We start from the raw sequence: 19,626 nt of genomic DNA, 5'->3' as shown, positions 1-19,626 counted from the left end.
ACACCTTGGTAGCATTCCGTCACGGCGGATTCGCTCCAGAGAATTGGCTTCGACAACCGAATTCTACTGGGCAACAGCGAATCCGCCGTGCCTTCTCAGCAGCCTACTCGTGACGGATCCGGGTTAGTACCGTGATCGACAGCCGTTATCGGCGCTTCGCGCCGGCTCGCGTGGTCGAGCATGCCGATGGCAGCGTCGATGCCTACGCCGCCGAAGGCGGCTTCGTGCTGCGCCTGAGTGCACGGGAATACGCCATCACCCGGCTCTTCGACGGCAGGCGCGACGCCGCGGCGCGCGTCGAGGCCGCGCGCGAGAGCGGCTGGAACGCGGCGATGATCGAGGGCCTCGCCGCCGATCTGGCCACGCACCGGCTGCTGCAAGCCGGCACCCACGAACCGCTTCCGCCGCCGGCGCACAACGACGACGAGCGCATCGGTCTGGGTTGGACCGGACTCGAACCGACGCTGGCGGGTGTGCCGCCGTGGAACTTGCCGCCGTCGTCGCTGCCGGGATCGCGCGTCAGCCCGGGTCTCACCGGCGGCCTGACCGGGCTGGTCACCGGGCGCCGCGGCCAGGCCAATCAGATCGATCGACCGCTGGCGCCGGACCCTTTCGTCGCGCTCGGGCGGCTCTTGATCTGGCCGCTGCGCTCGCGCGCGCACCTCGCGGCGTTCCTGGCGCTGTGCGGGCTCGCGATCGCGCTGGTGATCCACCACCGCCACGAATGGTGGCAGATGTCCGCCGGTCTATTCGGCAGCTATCGCGCGATCGCCACCGCGGCGATCGCGGCGGCACTGGTGAACCTGCTGTCGATGTCGACGCGCGCGGCGGCGATCGCGCGTTACACGCCGAGCACGCCGCGCCTCGGTCTGGTCTACGGCATCCTCGGCATTCCGCGCCTGTTCGTGGATACCGCCGGCGTTGCTGAACGCGCCGGTCGGACCGAGCGCGTGCGCATCGTCGGCGCCGGCCTCGTCGGCACCGCCGCCGCGGCTTCGATCGCGGTGCTGCTGTGGTTCCTGTTCATCGGATCGCAAGTGTCCATCGCGCGCTTCTGCGTCGGCTTGACCATCGTCACGACGATCGCGCTGGCGCTGCGCCTCAATCCGCTGATGCGCTACGACGGCTACTTCCTGTTGTGCCAGTGGCTCGACACGCCGGACCTGCGTGAACAGGCGATCGGCGCGCTGCTCGGCGTGCGCCGCCGCCCGTGGTTCGTGCGCGCGCGCCGCATCCCGTATCGTGCGCTGCTGGCCTTTGGCCTTGCGGTGCTCGCATTCCTGCTGGTGCTGCTGGTGGCTTTGCTGTGGGGCGTGGGCGGCTGGCTGGCCGAGCGCTTTCACGGCACCGGCTTTCTTGCGTTGCTGAGTGTGATGGGGGTTTATATGGTCAGGCAGTATTCGCGCGCCGCGGTCGACCGCTCGTCGATGGGTCGCCTCAAGAAGCCGTGGCGGCCGACGCGCCGGCAGAAGATCGCCGCGCTGATCGTCGCCATCGTCTGCGTGTTGCCGTATCCGTACTCGGCGAGCGGCGAGTTCGAGATCCTGCCGCGCGACCGCGCCGACGTGCGCGCGCTGGTCGCTGGCGACGTGCGCGAGGTGCTGGTCAAGGAGGGCGACGTGGTCAGCGCCGGTCAGGTGGTCGCGCGACTCGACGATGCGGCGCAGCGCGCGCGCTTAGCCGCCGCCGAGGCCGAGCTGGCACGGCTGGACGCCGAACTCGCGATCGTGCGCAAGGGGGCGCGCGAGGAGGAGATCGAAGTCGCGCGCAGCAAGGTCGAGACCGCCAAAGCCGCTGCCGAACTCGCCGAGCGCAGCGCCGCGCGCGTGGCCTCCGCGTTTCGCGCAAAGTCGGTCACGCCGCAGGAGTACGAGCGCGCCCAGGGTGCCGCCGAGGTCGCGCGCCAGCAACTGCTGGAGGCCGAGCGCGCGTTGGCACTGATCGAAAGCCCGGCGCTGGAGGAGCGCATCCAGAGCCTCGAAGCGCAGAAGCGGCGCATCCAGGCCGAACTCGAATTCGCACGCCAGGAGCTGGCATATGCCGAGATCAAGGCGCCGATCGCCGGTCGCATCGTGTCCCCGGCGTTGCAGTTCGCGCGCGGCCAATATCTCAATCGCGGCGATTTGCTCGCGGTGATCGAGGACACTGCCGAGCTGTACGCCGACATCCGCATTCCCGAGTCGTCGATCGGCCAGGTGGCGATCGACGCCGACGCCAGCCTCAAGCCCTGGGCGTTCCCGCATACGAGCTTCGACGGCCGTGTGCGTGCGATCGCGCCGGTTGCGGACGACGACGCCTACGGCAAGGTTATCCGCGTACAGGTCGTGGTGCAGGACCCGGGCGGCAAGCTGCGCACCGGCATGACCGGCAATGCCAAGGTCGATGCCGGCTGGAGCCTGACCTTGATCGTTTTCACGCGCGCGATCGCGCGCTTGCTGTTCGTCGAGCTGTGGTCCTGGATCCCATGAACCAAGGGGGCGACCGGCCCCTGTCGCAGTCCGATTTCCGCCTGACTGCGGAAAGCGGCTTCGGTGACGGCTGGAATCACTATGCGCACAGCATGGCGTGGTTCCGCGGGCGTCTGTACGTCGGCACCTCGCGCGCGTCGATGGCAGCGCTGCGCCTGTCGCAGCCGACGCCGCGACTGTACCCTTGGCCGATCCTCGCGCCCGACGATCTCTACGACATCGACCGCCGCGCGCAGATCTGGGCCTACACGCCCGAGACGCAGAGCTGGCGCATGGTCTACCGCTCGCCGCAGGTGCGCGGCACCAATGGGCGCGACGACGTGCCGAGCTACATCGGCCTGCGCGGCATGGCCGTGTATCAGGATGTAGGCGATCCGCATCCCTGCCTGTACGTGACCACCTGGTCGCCGCACACGGCGCATTCGCCGGACCTGCTGCGCAGCGAGGACGGCGAGCACTTCGCGCCGGTGCCGCGGCCACCGTTCGCGCCCACGGTGCGTGCGTTTCGTACGCTGCAGCCGTTCCAGAACCGCCTCCACATCAGCCCGACCGCATCGGGCACGGCGAAGGGCTTTCTGCAGGACATCAGCTCCGAGGCGGTGGTCTACGCCAATGACGATCTGCGCACCGATCGCTGGACCGCGGTCAGCGAAGAAGGTTTCGGCAATCCGGACAACGTCACCGTGTTCGAGATGGCGCACTACGCCGGACATCTGTACGGCGGCACCATCAATCCGGTCACCGGCGGCGAGCTTTGGAAGACCGCCGGCGGCGAGCTGCCGTACCGCTGGCAGCCGGTGATCACCCACGGCGCCGGGCGCGGCCAGCTCAACGAGGCGGCGGCGACGATCTGCGAGTTCAAGGGGGCCTTGTACGTCGCCTACGGCATCATCAACGGCGGCTACCACCGCGGCGCCGACATCGGCCCTGCGGCGGCCGAGATCATCCGCGTCTGGCCCGACGATTCCTGGGAGCTCTTGGTCGGCGAGGCGCGCAGCACCGACGAGGGACTGCGCTATCCGCTGTCCGGTTTCGGCCCCGGCTTCGACAGCCTGTTCAACGGCTACGTCTGGCGCATGTGCGTGCACGACGGCTGGCTCTACGCCGGCACCTTGAACTGGACCAACACCATGCCCTACCTGCCGACCAACCTGTGGCCCGAGGACGTCCTCGCCCTGGTGCGGCGCTGGGGCGACGAGAACCTGCTGTCGCGGTTCGGCGGCGCCGAACTGTGGCGCACGCACGATGGCATCCACTGGGAGCCGGTCACGCGAAACGGCTTCGGCAACAAGTTCAACTGGGGCATTCGCACGCTGGCGTCGACGCCGCACGGCTTGTTCGTCGGCACCGCCAATCCGTTCGCGCCGAATGTCGCGGTCAAGCGCGGCCGCCGCTGGCAGTACGTGCACAACCCGCGCGGCGGCTGCGAGGTGTGGCTCGGCTCCCCGGGGGCGAGGGCGTGAGGGTAACGCCGCCGCTGTTCGTGCTCGCTGCGCCTTTTTGCGGTGCGTCCTACGTCGCCGGCTGTCTGGGCATGCACCCACGGCTCTACGCGGTGCCGGAGCTGTGCCTGCTGATGGCCGACGACGTCGGCGAGCTGCTCGACATCTTCCGCCTCAGCCAGGGCCCGCAGGCCGACGGCCTCTTGCGTACGATCGCGCAGCTCGAATTCGGTGCGCAGGACGACGCCAGCATCGCCGCCGCCAACGACTGGCTCGCGCAACGTAGCGCCTGGCGCACCGCGCAGTTGCTCGAGGAGATCGCCGCGCGTGTCGCGCCGCGGCGTCTGGTCGTGCCCGACACCGAGGCGCCGCTGCGGCCGCTCGACCTGCGCCGGCTGCGCCGCGGCTACGCCGACGCCGGCGTCCTGCACCTGACCCGTCACCCGTGGACCCAGGGCTGTCTGCTCGACGCCTGGGCACAGGATCGTCTGTTCGTGCCGCCGGACTACAAGGATCACGGCTTCATCCCGGCGCTGATCGAGCCGCAGCTGCCGTGGTTGCGCTGCAATCGCAATATCGAGACCGCGTTTGCCGAGCGCGCCCGCCATCTGCGCGTCGAGGATGTCGAGACGGCGGACGATGTCACGCTCGCGCAGCTGTGCGAAATCGCCGGCGTCGACGCCGACGCAGATGCCCTGGCCGCGATGCGCGAACCCGAGCGCTGGATCTACGCCGGCTACGGCCCCGGCGCAGCGCCCTACGGCCTCGAAGCCGACGTACTCGAAACCTTCAGCGACGAGGTGCTCGAGCTGGCCGCGGCGGCAAGCCTCGACGCCGCCCTGCCGTGGCGCCCCGACGGTGCCGGCTTCGATGCACGGCTCGTCGAACTGGCACGACGCTACGGTTACGCCTGAGCGCAGCGCGCCTCAGCGCGCGCCGTAGCCGCCATCGACGGCGAGCAGATGGCCGTGCACGTAGCGCGATTCCTCCGAGCACAGCCATAGCACCGCATCGGCGACTTCCTCGGCGGTGCCGGCGCGGCCGGCGGGGTGCAGGGCGATGGTCGATGCGGCGTCGGTCTCGCCGGCGCGTTCGAGATAGCGCGCGCCCATGCCGGCGTCGATCAGGCCCGGGCAGACGGCGTTGATGCGCACGCCGCACCGGGCGTAGCTGATCGCCGCCGAGCGCGTCAACCCGGCGATGCCGTGCTTGCTCGCGGTGTAGGTCGCGCTGATGCTGCCGCCGATGCCGAACACCGAACAGTTGTTGACGATGCAGCCGTGGCCTTGTTCGAGCATCCAGCGGATCTCGTACTTCATGCACAGGAAGGTGCCGGTCAGGTTGGTGCGCAGCACGCGCTCCCAGTCGGCCTCGTCGAGATCGGCGAGCGGTACGCGCAGGCTGCTGGCGCCGGCGTTGTTGAAGGCGGCGTCGAGGCGGCCGTAGCGCGCACGCAAGCCGTCGAGCATCGCCACCACCGCGTCACGATCGCCGATGTCGACGGTGATGCTCTCGGCCGCGTGGCCTTCGCTGCGCAGCGACTCCGCGACCGCTTGCGCGGCGGCGCCGTCGATGTCGGCGACGGCGACGCGATAGCCGCGCTGCGCGAACGCGCGCGCCGTGGCGCGGCCGATGCCGCCGGCGCCGCCGGTGACCAGCGCCACCGGCGCGGTCGATGCTGCCGCCATGACTCCCCCAACCGCGTCCTCGTCGTCCGCGGATTATGCCGGAGCGGCGGAATCGCCGACGGCGATCGGGCAGGGATAGGACGGTGGATGTGGGCTAACTCTGATACCGCAGGAAGAAATCGACGATCTGCTGCGAGGCATCGAAGCGGTCGGTGTTCTTGCCGAGCAAGCCGGGCAGCAGGGTCTTGCCGCCGGGCCATTGGTGGCCGACCCCCTTCAAGCCACACCACTGCACGTCATCGCCGTCAGCGCAGCCGTCGAGCTTTTTGCAGGTCACGATGCCGTCGTCGACGATCACCGTCTCGGTGCCGCTGCAGCGGTTGCGCTTGCCCAGCGTGGACACGACTTCGGCGACGGAAGGCCGGTAGTTGCCCTCGAACTCGCCACCGCTCCAGGGGATGCGCGGGTCGTCACGGCCTTGGATCACCAGGGTCGGCGTGCCCTTGGCAGGCGTGCAGTCCTTGACCATGATGCCGCCGGCGACCGCGGCGATCGCGGTGAAGGTGCCCGGCGCCTCGCAGGCGACGCGATGCACCAGCATTGCGCCGTTGGAGAAGCCGGCGCCGTAGACGCGGCGGCTGTCGATCGCAACCTTGGTCTTCACGTCGGCGACGAGGTTCTTCATGAAGCCGACGTCGTCGATGCGGTTCTCCATCGGCTTGCCGCAGCAGGAGCCGGCATTCCACGCGCGCCCGAGGCCGTCCGGGTAGGCGACGATCAGGCCGCGTGCCTCGGCGAGGCGATCGAAGCCGCTGACCTCGGCCATCGCCTTGCCGGTGCCCAGGCCGCCATGCAGCGCCACCAAGAGCGGCATCGGCTTGTTCTCGTCGTAGCTGCGCGGCACGTACAGCCGGTAGCTGCGCTTGAGCAGGCCGGAGCGGAACTCGTGCTCGCTGGCCGAGCCCGGCTGCTGCGCCCGCACCTCGGGCGAGGACATGCAGGCGCCGAGCAGCAGCATCGCGGCGACGAGCAGTAGGGCATGGCGCAGGTCGTGGATCGGTCGGCTGGTCATGTCGGTCCTCCAGGGTTGCGGTCGTTGGTGTGTGTGACGAGGTGTGAACGATGCATGGCTGCACGGGCGATCACGCGATCGCGTAGGCGGTGCCGATGCTTGCCGGGTCGAGCAGCGGCGGCGTCTGTTGGGCCGCGGCGAACCAGCGTGCGTTGTCGGCGCCGAGCCGCGGTCCGCGCGCGCGTACCGCGCCGCCGCCTCGTGCGTAGTGAAACGGAAGGCCAGGCATGCGCGTGTCGCCCACCTGCAGGAACCAGCCGCGCGCCGCCAGATGCGCGTCGGCGATCAGATCGGCCGCGTTCATCACCGGCGCGGCGGCGATGCCCAGGGCCTGCAGTTCGCTGGCCGCCTGCATCGCATCGCGCCCTCGCAACCAGGCAGCGAGCAGCGCGTCGAGTTCATCGTGCAGCGCACGCCGCTGCGCGGCGGTGGCGAAGCGCGCATCGCCGGCCGCGACGCCGATGTGCGCGGCGAGGCGGCGCCACTCGTCGTCGCTGCGCACGCACAGTGTCAGCCAGCGGTCCTCGCCCGCGCAGGCGTAGCAGCCCTGTGGCGCGTGCAGCGCATGGCGGTTGCCGAGCGCTGCGGGCTGCCTTTTGCTGCGCGAGGCGGCGAGGAAATGCTCGCCGACGAACCAGGCCGTGGTTTCGTTCTCGGACAGGTCGATCCACTGGCCGCCCGCCGGCGCCGAGGGATCGCCGCGCTCGCGCTGCCACAGCGCGATGACGGCGGCACAGGCCCCCATGATGCCGTTCATCACGTCCAACTCGCGCACGCGAAACCAGCGGCTGTGCGCGTCGTAGGCGGTGAGCGATTGCAGGCCGCTGATCGCCTCCAACGTGCCGCCGTAACCGCAATATTGGGCGTACGGTCCGCTCGCGCCGAAGGCCGACATCGACAGCAGCACGATGCGCGGATTGAGTGCGCGCAGCCGTTCGTAATCGTAGCCCTTGCGCGCCATCACGCCGGGGCGCGAGTTCTCGATCACAAGGTCGGCGCCGCGCACCAGTTGATCGAGCACCGCGCGATGCGCATCGAGCGCCAGATCCAGCGTGAGCGACTGCTTGCCGCGATGCAGTTGCCAGAAGCGCGGATGCGCGTCGATCCGGTCCACGTAACCGCCGCGCATGCCGTCGAGGCGCCGCGGATACTCGATCTTGATGACCTCGGCGCCGTAGTCGGCGAACAGCCGCGCCGCGTGCGGTCCGGCCCAGTCATGGGAGAAGTCGAGCACGCGCAGGCCGGCGAAGGGGGCAGCCGTGTTCTTTGTGCCCGCTTGCGCGAGAGGATGTGCCGCACCCACCGCAGAGGGCGCCTGCGCGGGTGGTGTCGAGCTGTTGCGCCACAGGCCACGCTGCAAGCGGAACGGTGCGCCCGGCATGCGCCCGCCGCCGGGCGCTTGGATGAAGTAACCGCGCGCGGCGTGCTGCGGATCGGCGAGCGCATCGCTGAGCGAGGCCAGCGGCGCAAAGGCGAGGCCCGCACGCTGGCCGGCGTGAAACAGCGCCTGCTTGGTCTGCTTCTTTAGCCACGGCTGCATCAGCGCCTCGACCCGTGCGCGATGCGCGATGCGATCGCCCATGGTCGCGAGCTTGGGGTCGAGCAGCTCGGGCGCGTCGAACATCGGCGCCGCCTTGAGCCAGTGGCGGATCGGTCCGCCGATGATCGCCGCCTCGCCGTCGGCGCAGGGATAGGTGCGCCACGGCACCATCGCGTGCTCATCGCCGTTGCGGCGCGCGATCTTGCCGAGCGTCAACGCCTCGATGAGTGCGACCTCGTAGTTGTCCATCGCGCTCTCTGCGATCGCGAGGTCGATGTCGTCGCCGCCGCCGTCGCGCTGCCGGCGCAGCAGGGCGCCGACGCAGGCGAAGCAGGCGTTCATGCCGGCGGTCAGCTCGGCGATGCGCGGTCCGGCATTGAGCGGTGCGCGCGCACCGTCACCAGTGGAATGCATCAGGCCGGTCGCCGCATACAGCGTGATGTCGTCGGCGAGCCAGTGGCGTCGGGGGCCGCTCAGTCCGAAAGGCGTGATGCGGCAGACGATCGCACTCGGGTTGAGTGCACGCAGCCGTGCCGGGTCCAGCCCCGCTGCGGCGAGCACGCCCAGGCCCCAGGCATCGACGATCACGTCGGCGCGCGCGATCAGTGCTTCGAGCCGTGTGGTATCGGTCGCGGCCGGCAGCCGCCGCTTGGCGGAGTGAAACCAGGTCTGCGCCGCGTCGTCGAGCGCCGCGTCGTGGCCGCCGTCGATCTGCACGACCTCGGCGCCGAAGCCGGCCAGCAGCTTGCCGCAAACGGCGCCGGCGACATGGCCGCTGAGCTCGACCACCTGCAGGCCAGCGAACGGAAAGCTCGGCTTCATGACGCAGGCATGGCGAGGAAGTCGCGCAGAGCGTCGAGCACCAGTTGCGGCCGGTGCAGCGGGAAGAAATGCCCGGCACCCGCGATCTCGACATAGCGCGCCTGCGGCAGTAAGGCGCGCAGCGCGCGACCCGAGTGCACGCAGCGCGAAAGTGCGCCGTAGAGCAGCAGCACCGGCATGCGCAGCGCACCGATCGCCTCTTCGGTCATGCCGGGCGTATCGAACTCGGCGCGCGCGCTGGTGTGTTCGAGCAGATCGAGCCAGGCGCGGGCCGCGCGCGCAGCGCCGCGGCCTTCGCCAAAGGGGGTGAAGTCGTCGCGCGCCTGCGGCAGGCGGCCGGCCAGGCGCATGCGCGCTGCTGCCTCGAGAAACAGGTAGCCGACCTGCGGCAGCGCCGCCCAGTCGGCGTCGTGCGTGGCCGCCACTTCCTTTTCCGCCTCGGTGATCACCGGCGTATCGTGCAGCCGCAGCAGCGGTTGTATGCGCGCGATTCGCGCATCGACGAGTACGAGATGGCTGACACGATGCGGGGCGATGCCGGACGCTTCGAGCGCCGCGGCGCCGCCGTAGCTGTGCCCGACGAGTGCGGCGCTGCGAATGTGCAGCGCATCCATCAGGCCCAGTGTATCCTCGGCGAAGTCGACGGGGCGGTAGCCGCTCGCCGGCCGCTCGCTGTAACCGTGGCCGCGTAGATCGAAGATCGTCACGCGGTAGCGGTCCTGCAAAGCCACGGCGGTCGCATACCAGAACGCGCGATTGGTCGCCAGGCCGTGGATCAGCACCACGTCCGGGCCTTCTCCGAGCTGTTGCGCGGCGAGCTTCGGCCGCGCGCTCACGGGCGCATCCTCGTCGGCATGGCCATTCCAAGAGGTCGCAGATGCTCTCGGCTCACGCCCAGGATGTCGTCACTCATTACACGCGCCGCCACTCGGGGCGCGACGGCCTGTTCGGCGACCAACCGTTCGCCAACTACGGCTACTGGACGCGTGACGATCTGACCCTGGAGCAGGCGGCCGAGGCGCTGACCGAAGTCGTCGCCACCGCTGCCGGCCTGCGTCCCGGCGATGCGGTGCTCGATGTCGGCGCCGGCTATGGTGCCGGTACGGTGATCTACGCGAAACGCTGCCGACCGACGTCGATCATCGCCATCGACATCACGCCGGTGCGCATCGAGCAAGGGCGCAAGTACATCGCATCGCAAGGACTGGCCGAGGTGATCGACTTGCGACTCGGCAATGCCACGGCGATGGACTTCGCCGATGCGAGCTTCGACAAACTGGTGTCGGTCGAATGCGCCTTCCACTTCGACACGCGCGTGGACTTTCTGCGCGAGGCCGCGCGCGTGCTCCGCCCCGGTGGCACGCTGGCGCTGACCGACATGATTCCGCGCCGCGGTGTCGACCCGGCGCGTTACCTGCGCGGCGAAAAGACGCTCAACAGCGGGATCTGTCTCGACAACCCCGCCAACGCCTACGACGCCGATGTCTACGCGCGGCATTTGCGCGAGGCCGGCTTCGAGGCGCTGCGCATCGAGTCGATCGTCGAATGGACGCGGCTGCCGTTCGCGCGCCGTCTCGACGCCATGGGCGAACGCGAAGGCGGCGAACGCGGCGCCGCCTGGCGCCGCTCGGCGGCGCGGCTGCGCGAGTTGGTGGAACTCGGCGAGGATTACGTGCTCGTCGTCGCGCGGCGCGCGCGCTGAACCCCCACGCCTCACCCACGGAGCGGAGACTGGCTTCATGACCTCGGCGCATACGCAGGGCATCGTTCAATACTACACGCGCCGTCACGCGCAGCGCCGCGATGCCTTCGGTGACCGCCCGTACGCGAACTACGGTTACTGGACGCGTCCGGGATTGTCCATGGCCGATGCCGCCGAGGCGATGGCGGGCCTGGTCGCCGGCGCCGCCGGACTGTGTCCGCTGGACGAGGTGCTCGAAGTCGGTTGCGGCTACGGCGCCTGCGCGGTGCGCTACGCCCGCGCCTTCGGCGCCAAGTCGATCATCGGCATCGACATCACGCCGACGCGCATCGAGCACGGCAACGAGTATGTGAAACAGCACGGCCTGTCGGACACCATCACGCTGCGCCTTGGTGACGCGACCAGACTCGATTTCCCTGCCGCGCAGTTCGACAAGCTGATCGCCGTCGAATGCGCGTTCCACTTCGACACGCGGCGTGATTTTCTGCGCGAGGCCGGGCGCGTGCTCAGGCCCGGCGGCACCCTGGTGCTGACCGACCTGATTCCGAAGCGCGGCACGGATGTTGCGCGCTACGTCGAGCTCGAGAACAAGCTCGCCGCCGACATCCAGATGTACAACCCGAAGAACGCCTACGACGCCGACACCTATGCCGGCTATCTGCGTGAGGCGGGCTTTGCCGAGGTGCGCATCGACTCGATCCTGCCGTGGACGCTGGCGCGCTTCATCCCGGCGTGCCGCGAGTATGCACAGCGGCCGACGACCGTCGACGGCGACAAGATCCGCGCGCATGCGGACAAGCTGCAGGCCGTGGTCGATGCCGGTGAGGACTACGTGCTCGTCGTGGCGCGCAAGGCCGACTGAGCTTCACGCGATCCGCTCGAAGAACCAGCCGCAGCCGAGCGCGAGCATCAGTGCCGGCAGCCACGGCCGCTGCATCGCCGGCGAGCGTCGCGCCAGCCACCACAGCGGCAACACGAACAGCAACTGACCGATCTCGACGCCGAGGTTGAAGCCGGCCAGCGGCAGCGCCGGCACATCCTGTCCGGCGTTGAGTTCGCCGAGCACGCCGGCGAAGCCGAAGCCGTGGAACAGCCCGAACAACGCCGTGCGCAGGCTGTCGAGGCGCGCGTCGATGCTGCCGCCCAGGCTCAGCAGCACCGCGGCGGCCGCCAGCGGCAGGGGCAGGGCCCCGGCGATCCACCCGACCAGCGCGAGCACGGCGGTCAGGGCGCCCACGTGCCACAGCGCGCGTGCATGCCCCGCCAACACGCGTTCGGCGGCGAAGCAGGCAATCGTCAGCGCGATGAAGCTTTCGACCATCAGCGCCGGCGGGCGTACGGCGCCGAGCGTCGCCAGCGCCAGCGTCAGGCTGTGACCGACGGTGAAGCCGGTGATGCGCCAGGCCAGTTGCCTCAGGCTCGCCGCGCCGAGCAGCAGCACGACGAGAAAGGCGAGGTGATCCCAGCCGATGAGGATGTGCTCGACGCCGAGCCACAGATAACGTCCGAAGTCCGGGGGCGGCACCTCGGCGGTATCGCCGCCGAGCCGGACCTGCGGACGCGCGGCGCTGAGTGCGAAGGGGCCGTGCAGGCCGTGATCGCTGCGCAGCTGCAACAGGTGCAGATGTCCGGGAATCGCGTCGAGCAGGAAGCGGGTGCTCAGCCATTGCGGCGCGCCGCTGCATCGCCAGCGCGCGTCGACGATAAAGTCCACGCCGTTGCGTCGCGCGCTCGCCGCCTCCGCCGCGCAGGCCGCATTCCCGTCGTGCACCGTGAAGCCACTGCGGACCCGCGCGGCCAGATCGTCCAGAATCTGCGGGTCCTGCGGATGCAGGCCGGCACGGTTGAGTTCGACGCCCGGGATGCGCACCTCGGCCTGCAAAGACGTGCCGTCGACGGTCCAGGTCGAGTACGACACCGAGCGGTTGTGCGCCGCGGCCGGCAGCGCCAGCGCGCACAGCAGCACGGCCCCCGCAAGGCGCAGGTGCGGCGCGTCAGCGCGCATCGTCGGCGTAGCGGATCGCGGCGCCGTCGCGCAGGCCGGCGAGCAGGGCCGCGAGCGCTGCCTCGGCATTGCGGCGCTGCCACTCGCTGCGCACGGCCTCGGCCACGTCCTCGTAGCGCACGCTGTCGGCATAGCGGCTGCGCAGCAGCGCGTACATCACGGCATCGCGCTGCGCGATCGGGCCGATCAGCGCGCCGGTTTCGGCGCGGTGCAGCGCCGCCGCCGCGCTGCCGCCGAGCCGTTGCGCGAGCTGCGCCAGCGGCAGCGGTTCATCCGGCAGAACCACACGCGCGCAGGCCGGCGGCAGCGCTGCGTCCCCGAGAAGTGCCTGCCGCAGCGCCCCGGCGTCGACATCGAGGTCATCCGCGGTGCAGCGCAGCGCCGCGACCTGCAGCCGCGGCTGTGCCGCGAAATAGCCAGGATCGCGCGCGAACAGTGCCTGCGCGGCGCGCTCGTCGACCGCGCCGCCGGCCGTGGTCGCGTCGATCAATGCGGCGATCACGGTCTTGCGCAGGCCGGGATCGTCGCGCACCAGACCGCTGCCGAGCGCGTGCTGGAACAGCAATTCCTCGTCGATCAGCCGGTCGAGCACGGCGCGGCGCTCGTCGCGGTCGAGCGCGCGGCCGCGATCGTTCTCCACCGACTGCACCGCGCGCTGCCACTGCGCGCGCAAGATCGCGTGATTGCCCACCGTCGCGACGACGCCGGCGGGCAGGGGCTTGCCGCGACTCTCGTACAGCAGCGACAGCGCCGCCAGAAGGCCACCGCCGACGATGGCGAGCCAGGCGATCTTGATGCGGCCGGAATGGGATTCGTTCAACATATTGACGCAGTGTAAAGTAGATTCCGTGCGAGATACTGCGCCGGTGGCCGGGGGGCGGTTCGATGAATTCGCTGTTCAGAATCGTGGTCGCGTTGGGGGGGCTGCTGGCGGCCATGGTCGTTTTGGTCTGGTGGGACCGGCAGGTGCAGCCGGAACGCGCCGGCACGGTCACGACGCAGCGCGTCGATGCGCAGAGCCTGCGCGCACGCGCGCAGCGCCACGCCGCCACGGACGCACCGGCCGAGCAGATCCTCTACGGCGATCTGCACGTCCACACCACGTTCTCGATGGACGCCTTCGCCTGGGCGCTGCCGCTGATGCATGGCCCCGGTGCTCGTCCGCCGGCCGACGCCTGCGACTACGCGCGCTTTTGCTCGGCACTGGATTACTACGCGCATACCGATCACGCCGAGAGCCTGACGCCGCGGCATTGGTCGATGATCAAGGACACCGTGCGTGCCTGCAACGACGCGGCCGGTCCTGCCGACAGCCCGGACGTCGTCGCCTTCCTCGGCTGGGAATGGACGCAGATGGGCAACACGCCCGAGACCCATTACGGCCACAAGAACGTGATCCTCTACGAGACCGCCGAGGATCGCGTGCCCAAGCGCCCGATCATCGCCGGCGGCATCGCCTACAACGCGATGCGCGTAAACCCTTTGCCGTTCATTGATCGCTTCATCGGTCCTTATCTCACCGACTTTCCCAACCGCGACCTGCAGTTCCTGCAGGACGACAAGCGCGTCGAACTGGCGTCGGTTGCGACCTGTGCCGACGGCGTGCACACGCGTGAGCTGCCGGACGATTGCATCGAAGTCGCCACCGAGCCGGCCGACCTGTTCCGCAAGCTCGACGAGTGGGGCGGTGAGGCCCTGGTGATCCCGCACGGCACCACCTGGGGCTACTACACGCCGCCGGGATCGTCGTGGAAGAAGCAGCTCACGCGTGCGCAGCACGATCCCAAGCGGCAGACCCTGATCGAGATCTTCTCCGGCCACGGCAACGCCGAGGAGTACCGCGACTGGCGCGCGGTGGCCTACGACGCCGATGGGCACATGGTCTGTCCCGAGGCGACGGACGACTATCTGCCCTGCTGCAAGCGCGCCGGTCAGATCATCCGCTCGCGCTGTGACGAGCCGGATTCGGCCGAGTGCGCCGCGCGCGTCGCCGAGGTCGAGCGCAACTACCTCGAAGCCGGTCGCGCCGGGCATCTGGTCGTTGCCGACGTGCGGCCCGAGGACTGGCTCGCCTGCGGCCAGTGCACGGACTGCTTCCTGCCGCCGCTGAATCATCGTCCGGCGAGTTCGGTGCAGGCGATCATGGCGTACAGCAATCCCAACGAGACCGACGATGACGGCGGGCCGCTGCGCTTTCGCTTCGGCTTCATCGGGTCGAGCGACAACCACGCCGCCGAGGCCGGCACCGGCTTCAAGCAGGTCAACCGCCACAGCAGCACCGAGGCGCGCGGCGCCGCCAACGCCTTGGTGCAGCAGCGCTTCGTGGACGCCGCCAAACCCAAGGGCGATCCAGCGCGTCCGCGCCGCTTCGAACTCGACGACACGCGGTACAACTTCCTGCAGATCGCCGAGACCGAGCGCCAGGCCTCGTACTTCTACACCGGCGGCCTGGTCGCCGTGCACGCGCCGGCGCGCACGCGCGAGGCGATCTGGGACGCGCTGCGGCGCAAGGAGGTGTTCGGCACCTCGGGTCCACGCATGCAGTTGTGGTTCGACCTGATCGGCGCCGACGGCCGCCGTCATCCGATGGGCTCGGAACTGCGCAGCAACGACGTGCCACGCTTTCGCGTGCGTGCGCAGGGCGCCTTCGAGCAGCAGCCGGGTTGCCCGACATGGACCGTGGCGGCGATCGGCCGTGAACGCATCGAGCAGCTCTGTGGCGGCGAGTGCTACAACCCCGGCGACGTGCGCACGCCGATCGAACGCATCGAGATCGTGCGCATCCGCCGCCAGCAGACGCTTGACGAGCCGGTCGCGCCGCTGATCGAGGACCCGTGGAAGATCCTGCAGTGCGCCGACGACGGCGATGGTTGTGCGGTCGAGTTCACCGATCCCGAGTATCCAGCGATCGGCCGCGAGGTGTTGTACTACGCGCGTGCGATCCAGCGCGCCGAGCCCACGATCAACGGTGCGCAACTGCGCTGCGAGTACGACGAGCAGGGGCGCTGCATCGCGGTCAAGCCCTGCCACGGCGACGGTGCGCGCACGCCGCTCGATGATCTGTGCCTCGCCGAGGTGCAGCACCGCGCCTGGTCGAGCCCGATCTTCATCCGGCCGCGGTGATCGCTGCGATCCTTGCCCTCAGGGCGGCGATGGCGAGCGCTTCTCCCAGTAGTCCGCGTTGCGAATGCCCAGCGCCTGCGGATCGAACACCGGCTCGGTGCCAGCCTTGTTCTGCCGTTCGTAGTCGCGTAGGGCGGCGAGCGCCGGCTTCTGCAGAATCAGGATGGCGACGATGTTGAGCCAGGCCATCAGGCCGACGCCGATGTCGCCCAACGCCCAGGCGAGGTTGGCGCTGCGCACGGTGCCGTAGGTTACCGCAGCGAGGATGCCGATGCGCAGCGCCAGCACCATCCACGGCCGCTGCGCCCGGCGGTTGATGTAGCTGATGTTGGTCTCCGCCATGTAGTAGTACGCGACGATGGTCGTGAACGCGAAGAACAGCAGCGCCAGCGCAACGAAGGCGGCGCCGGTGCCGGGCAGCACCGATTCCACCGCAGCCTGCGCATAGCCGGGTCCGGCCTCGACGCCGGGCAGGTTGTCGACGATCGTGGCGCCTGCGGCGTTCATCACGTTGTACATGCCGGTCGACAGAATCATGAACGCCGTCGCCGAACACACCAGCAGCGTGTCCACGTACACCGAGAACGCCTGCACATAGCCCTGCTTGGCCGGGTGCGACACCTCGGCCGCCGCCGCCGGATGCGCTCCGGTGCCCTGGCCGGCCTCGTTGGAGTAGATGCCGCGCTTCACGCCCCATTCGACGGCGAGGCCGAGCACCGCGCCGAACGCCGCCTCGGCGCCGAAGGCGCTGCGCAGAATCAGCGAGACCACCTCGGGCACCTGATGGATGTTGAGAAACATGATCGTCAGCGCGACGAGGATGTAGGCCAGTGCCATGAACGGCACGACGAGCTGCGCGAAGTGCGCAATGCGCTTGACGCCGCCGAAGATGATGAAGCCGAGCGCGACGACGATGCCGGCCGCGGTCACGCTCGGCGCCACGCCCCAGGCCGTGTTCAGGCCGAGCGCGATGCTGTTCGCCTGCACGCCCGGCAGCAGCAGGCCGGTCGCCAGCACCGTCGACAGCGCGAACAGCCACGCATACCAGCGCTGGCCCATCGCCTTCTCGATGTAGTACGCCGGACCGCCGCGATACTGGCCCTTCTCGTCCTTCTCCTTGTAGATCTGCGCGAGCGTCGATTCGACATAGGCCGTCGATGCGCCGAAAAAGGCGACGACCCACATCCAGAACACTGCACCCGGTCCGCCGAAGGTGATCGCGGTGGCGACGCCGGCGATGTTGCCGGTGCCGACGCGCCCGGACAGCGACATCGCCAGCGCCTGGAATGCCGATACGCCCGCAGCGGACGCCTTGCCGCTGCCCATCAGCCGCAACATCTCGCCGATGCCGCGCACCTGCATGAAGCGTGTGCGGATCGAGAAATACAGCCCCGCACCCAGACACAGCGCGATCAGCGCCTTACTCCAGATCAGCCCGTTCACCGCATTGACGAAAGATTCCACTGCGCCTGCTCCCGATCGTCGTTGTCGCTGCGTCCCGCCGCGAGGCACAACCCTGAACGATTCGCCGTCACGGTGCCAGCCGCGATCCCGGCCGAGGTGACCGCGCCGGCATGACATGGACCGCGCCGCAGGCGGCGTGCGGCGTCTGGGCGCGGCCCTTACCTGCATCCGGGCCGCGCCCGCAGACCGCGCAAGGCCGGTCAGAACCGGTAACACAAACCGGCGTAGAGCGAGCGCCCCGGCGCCGGCACCAGGTCTTTGACGAAGGAGGTCGCGCGCCGCACGTCCTCGTCCAGCAGGTTGTCGGCACGCAGATAGGCGTCGACACGGGGCCCGCGATCGGCGGCGCCGAAAACGCGTGCGCTTACGTAGGCATTGAGCAGGTCATGGCCCGCGGTCGGGGTTTCCAGGGCCGCCACGCGATCCTGACGCGCGACGTGCGTATAGCGCAGGCTGGCGCCCACGCGCTCGCCGGTGGCCGCGATCATGAGCCCGTAGCGCCGCGGCGTGATGCGCGGCAGATCGCCGCCGTCGTCGAGGCGGGCGCGTACCGAATCGGTGAACGCGCCGATGTCCACCTGCAGCGGCCCCTGGACCAGGGCGTAAGCGAGCTCGATCTCATAGCCGTGCAGACGCGCGTCGGCCTGGCGGTAGTCGACCAGCAGCAGCTCGCCGTCGGCGGCGAAGACGCCTTCTTCATCGACGCGGTCCGCCACGCCGTCAGGGACGCCGGTCCCCGAGCCGTCGGCGTTGAGGTTGCGGTCGACCTCGGCGAGGAAGATGTAGTCGGAAACACGGTTGAAGTAGACGCTGGCATCGAGCCGCAAGCGCGCCGCGTGCCAGTCGAAGCCCAGCTCGGCGTTGTGGAAACGCTCGATGTCGAGGTCCGCGCTGCCGCGCTCGAAGGTCGCGGTCGCAAGGTGCGGGCCAAAAGCGTAGAGCTCCTCCTGCACCGGCGAACGCTCGGCCTGGGTCAGGTACAGCTTGACGTGGCCGTGTTCGCCGACGTCGACGATCGCGCCGGCAGCCAGCGACAGCGGCGTGAAGCTGCGCACACGGCCCTGATCCGGCTCGGTGCGGTTGCGATCGACGCGTGCGCCGAACTCCAAGCGCCCGAAGCCGAGCGCGCGTTCCTCGAGCACGAACAGGCCGATCGAGCGGCTGCGCACCGGCGGCACGTAGGCCTCCTCGCCGATCGCTTCGAAGTCGCGGTCGTTGAGCTGCACACCGACGGTGCCGCGCAGGCCGGCGACGGCCACGTGCGTGGCCTCGATACGAGCCTGCACCTGCTCGTTCTCGAACACCGTGCCGGGCTCGCCGGGCGCCTCGAACTCGGTGTGCGTGTAGTCGGAGTAGCCGGCGCGGATGCGCAGCGACTCGAGCCCGCGCAGCGGCCGGTCGAGCAGGATGCGCGTGTCGAAGCGATTCTGCTCGAGATCGATGAAGCCCACCGGCGCCTCATCGGTGTGCGCTTCGTCGGTGTGCGCCTCGCCGTCCTCCTCATGATGCTCGTGATGCCCGTGCGCGAACGGCAGGCCATAGCGACTGTCAAAGCGGCTGTACGAGAGGCCGAAGACATCGCCGCGACGGCCGAACCAGTTGTAGGACAGCGCGCCGTTGCGGGACTCGACGGCGCTGTTCGGCAGCACGCCGCGCACGCCCTCGCCGTCGACGTCGCCAGTGCCGGGAATCTCGTAGTCCTCGATGTCGCGCCAGGCGTAATCGGCGTGCAGCAAGTGCGGGCCGCTGCCGTAGTCGAACTCGGTATGCGTGCGCCGGGCATTGCCGTTGTCGCCGTACTCGAGGTCGATTCCGCCACCAAAGCCCGGTTCGGCGGCGTCTGGCAGGCGGTCGTCGACGACGTTGACGACGCCGGACGCGGCGTTGCCGTAGAGCAGGGTCGACGGGCCCTTGAGGATCTCGATGCGCCGCGCATGCGCGGGGTCGATGGACACCGCGTGGTCCGGGGACAGGTCGGACACGTCCATGGTCGACAGCCCGTTGTCGAGGATCTCGACGCGCGGGCCGGCGAGACCGCGGATCACCGGCCGTCCGGCGCCGCGGCCGAAGTCGGTGGCGGCCACACCGGGCTCGTGCTCCAGGGTCTCCCCGAGATTGTTGGCGCGCCGGCGGTCGAGCTCGGCACTGCCGATGACCGTCACCGGCTGGATCAGCTCGTCGGCGGTGCGGCCGAGCGGGCTTGCTGTGACGATGACGTCGTCCAGACGCGTCGCATCCTGGTCCTGGGCCAGCGTCGGCGCGGTGGCCATGGCCAAGGTGGATGCGAGCAGGCTCCGCTGCAATGCGGGAATGGCCAATGCTGGACGCGCGCGCAACGCGCGAAAAATCGAAACGTTCAT

At 69.5% G+C, this 19,626-nt stretch carries 14 protein-coding genes; 6 read left to right on the top strand and 8 right to left on the bottom strand.

The features are described from left to right. The first annotated feature begins 131 nt into the window (after positions 1-131). The 3 genes from ABSH63_RS01875 to ABSH63_RS01865 are packed head-to-tail and all read left to right on the top strand — an operon-like array spanning position 132 to position 4,824. Positions 132-2,468, top strand: a complete 2,337-nt coding sequence (locus tag ABSH63_RS01875; protein WP_352886894.1) for an HlyD family secretion protein — start codon at positions 132-134, stop codon at positions 2,466-2,468. After that, the gene (locus ABSH63_RS01870; RefSeq protein WP_352886893.1) at positions 2,465-3,931 is read left to right on the top strand and encodes a hypothetical protein; all 1,467 of its coding nucleotides are present in this window, start codon (positions 2,465-2,467) and stop codon (positions 3,929-3,931) included. Before ABSH63_RS01875 ends, ABSH63_RS01870 begins: the two co-directional genes overlap by 4 nt. Continuing rightward, positions 3,928-4,824: a hypothetical protein gene (locus tag ABSH63_RS01865; RefSeq protein WP_352886892.1), complete on the top strand. Its 897-nt coding sequence runs from the start codon at positions 3,928-3,930 to the stop codon at positions 4,822-4,824. The genes ABSH63_RS01870 and ABSH63_RS01865 overlap by 4 nt, the downstream gene beginning before the upstream one ends. Before the next feature lie 12 nt (positions 4,825-4,836). On the opposite strand, the gene ABSH63_RS01860 is transcribed toward ABSH63_RS01865, so the two are convergent. The 4 genes from ABSH63_RS01860 to ABSH63_RS01845 form a co-directional block, all read right to left on the bottom strand. Then, complete coding sequence (locus ABSH63_RS01860; protein ID WP_352886891.1) at positions 4,837-5,598, bottom strand: SDR family NAD(P)-dependent oxidoreductase; 762 nt, start codon at positions 5,596-5,598, stop codon at positions 4,837-4,839. 94 nt (positions 5,599-5,692) lie between these two features. Then, positions 5,693-6,610: a CE1 family esterase gene (locus tag ABSH63_RS01855; protein ID WP_352886890.1), complete on the bottom strand. Its 918-nt coding sequence runs from the start codon at positions 6,608-6,610 to the stop codon at positions 5,693-5,695. A 70-nt stretch (positions 6,611-6,680) separates the two neighbouring features. Next, positions 6,681-8,972 carry a CaiB/BaiF CoA transferase family protein gene (locus tag ABSH63_RS01850; RefSeq protein WP_352886888.1) on the bottom strand — a complete coding sequence of 764 codons (2,292 nt, stop codon included), beginning with the start codon at positions 8,970-8,972 and terminating at the stop codon, positions 6,681-6,683. Then, the gene (locus tag ABSH63_RS01845) at positions 8,969-9,808 is read right to left on the bottom strand and encodes an alpha/beta fold hydrolase (RefSeq protein ID WP_352886886.1); all 840 of its coding nucleotides are present in this window, start codon (positions 9,806-9,808) and stop codon (positions 8,969-8,971) included. Before ABSH63_RS01845 ends, ABSH63_RS01850 begins: the two co-directional genes overlap by 4 nt. Before the next feature lie 41 nt (positions 9,809-9,849). Here ABSH63_RS01845 and ABSH63_RS01840 point away from each other — a divergent pair, with 41 nt between their 5' ends. Both ABSH63_RS01840 and ABSH63_RS01835 read left to right on the top strand, forming a co-directional pair. Further along, positions 9,850-10,674, top strand: a complete 825-nt coding sequence (locus ABSH63_RS01840; RefSeq protein ID WP_352886884.1) for an SAM-dependent methyltransferase — start codon at positions 9,850-9,852, stop codon at positions 10,672-10,674. A gap of 37 nt (positions 10,675-10,711) precedes the next feature. Next, positions 10,712-11,536: a methyltransferase domain-containing protein gene (locus tag ABSH63_RS01835; RefSeq protein WP_352886883.1), complete on the top strand. Its 825-nt coding sequence runs from the start codon at positions 10,712-10,714 to the stop codon at positions 11,534-11,536. Between the two features lie 3 nt (positions 11,537-11,539). Here ABSH63_RS01835 and ABSH63_RS01830 read toward each other — a convergent pair whose 3' ends face one another. Both ABSH63_RS01830 and ABSH63_RS01825 read right to left on the bottom strand, forming a co-directional pair. Further along, positions 11,540-12,679, bottom strand: a complete 1,140-nt coding sequence (locus tag ABSH63_RS01830) for a HupE/UreJ family protein (RefSeq protein ID WP_352886882.1) — start codon at positions 12,677-12,679, stop codon at positions 11,540-11,542. Next, positions 12,669-13,499 (bottom strand): SurA N-terminal domain-containing protein, encoded by an 831-nt coding sequence (locus tag ABSH63_RS01825; protein ID WP_352886880.1) that lies wholly within the window; start codon positions 13,497-13,499, stop codon positions 12,669-12,671. Before ABSH63_RS01825 ends, ABSH63_RS01830 begins: the two co-directional genes overlap by 11 nt. A gap of 65 nt (positions 13,500-13,564) precedes the next feature. Between ABSH63_RS01825 and ABSH63_RS01820 the strand changes: the two genes are divergently transcribed. Next, entirely contained in the window at positions 13,565-15,802 is a 2,238-nt protein-coding gene (locus ABSH63_RS01820) for a DUF3604 domain-containing protein (RefSeq protein WP_352886879.1), read from the top strand. A gap of 18 nt (positions 15,803-15,820) precedes the next feature. Here ABSH63_RS01820 and ABSH63_RS01815 read toward each other — a convergent pair whose 3' ends face one another. Together ABSH63_RS01815 and ABSH63_RS01810 are read right to left on the bottom strand one after the other, a co-directional pair. After that, on the bottom strand, positions 15,821-17,266 hold the full coding sequence (locus tag ABSH63_RS01815) for an alanine/glycine:cation symporter family protein (protein WP_352886877.1): 1,446 nt from the start codon (positions 17,264-17,266) through the stop codon (positions 15,821-15,823). 200 nt (positions 17,267-17,466) lie between these two features. Further along, on the bottom strand, positions 17,467-19,626 hold the full coding sequence (locus tag ABSH63_RS01810; protein ID WP_352886876.1) for a TonB-dependent receptor: 2,160 nt from the start codon (positions 19,624-19,626) through the stop codon (positions 17,467-17,469).

Origin of the sequence: Sinimarinibacterium thermocellulolyticum (assembly GCF_040327995.1) — a bacterium.
GTDB lineage: Bacteria > Pseudomonadota > Gammaproteobacteria > Nevskiales > Nevskiaceae > Solimonas > Solimonas thermocellulolyticum.
The sequence above is the reverse complement of the archived record's forward strand: the minus strand, read 5'-3'. Positions and strand labels throughout refer to the sequence as shown.

What these genes read in the sequence shown, in the direction of transcription:
- ABSH63_RS01835 (WP_352886883.1), top strand. Translation starts at nt 10,712, where the DNA reads ATGACCTCGGCGCATACGCAGGGCATCGTTCAATACTACACGCGCCGT.
- ABSH63_RS01860 (WP_352886891.1), bottom strand. Translation starts at nt 5,598, where the DNA reads ATGGCGGCAGCATCGACCGCGCCGGTGGCGCTGGTCACCGGCGGCGCC.
- ABSH63_RS01855 (WP_352886890.1), bottom strand. Translation starts at nt 6,610, where the DNA reads ATGACCAGCCGACCGATCCACGACCTGCGCCATGCCCTACTGCTCGTC.
- ABSH63_RS01850 (WP_352886888.1), bottom strand. Translation starts at nt 8,972, where the DNA reads ATGAAGCCGAGCTTTCCGTTCGCTGGCCTGCAGGTGGTCGAGCTCAGC.
- ABSH63_RS01830 (WP_352886882.1), bottom strand. Translation starts at nt 12,679, where the DNA reads ATGCGCGCTGACGCGCCGCACCTGCGCCTTGCGGGGGCCGTGCTGCTG.
- ABSH63_RS01810 (WP_352886876.1), bottom strand. Translation starts at nt 19,626, where the DNA reads ATGAACGTTTCGATTTTTCGCGCGTTGCGCGCGCGTCCAGCATTGGCC.
- ABSH63_RS01870 (WP_352886893.1), top strand. Translation starts at nt 2,465, where the DNA reads ATGAACCAAGGGGGCGACCGGCCCCTGTCGCAGTCCGATTTCCGCCTG.
- ABSH63_RS01820 (WP_352886879.1), top strand. Translation starts at nt 13,565, where the DNA reads ATGAATTCGCTGTTCAGAATCGTGGTCGCGTTGGGGGGGCTGCTGGCG.
- ABSH63_RS01840 (WP_352886884.1), top strand. Translation starts at nt 9,850, where the DNA reads ATGCTCTCGGCTCACGCCCAGGATGTCGTCACTCATTACACGCGCCGC.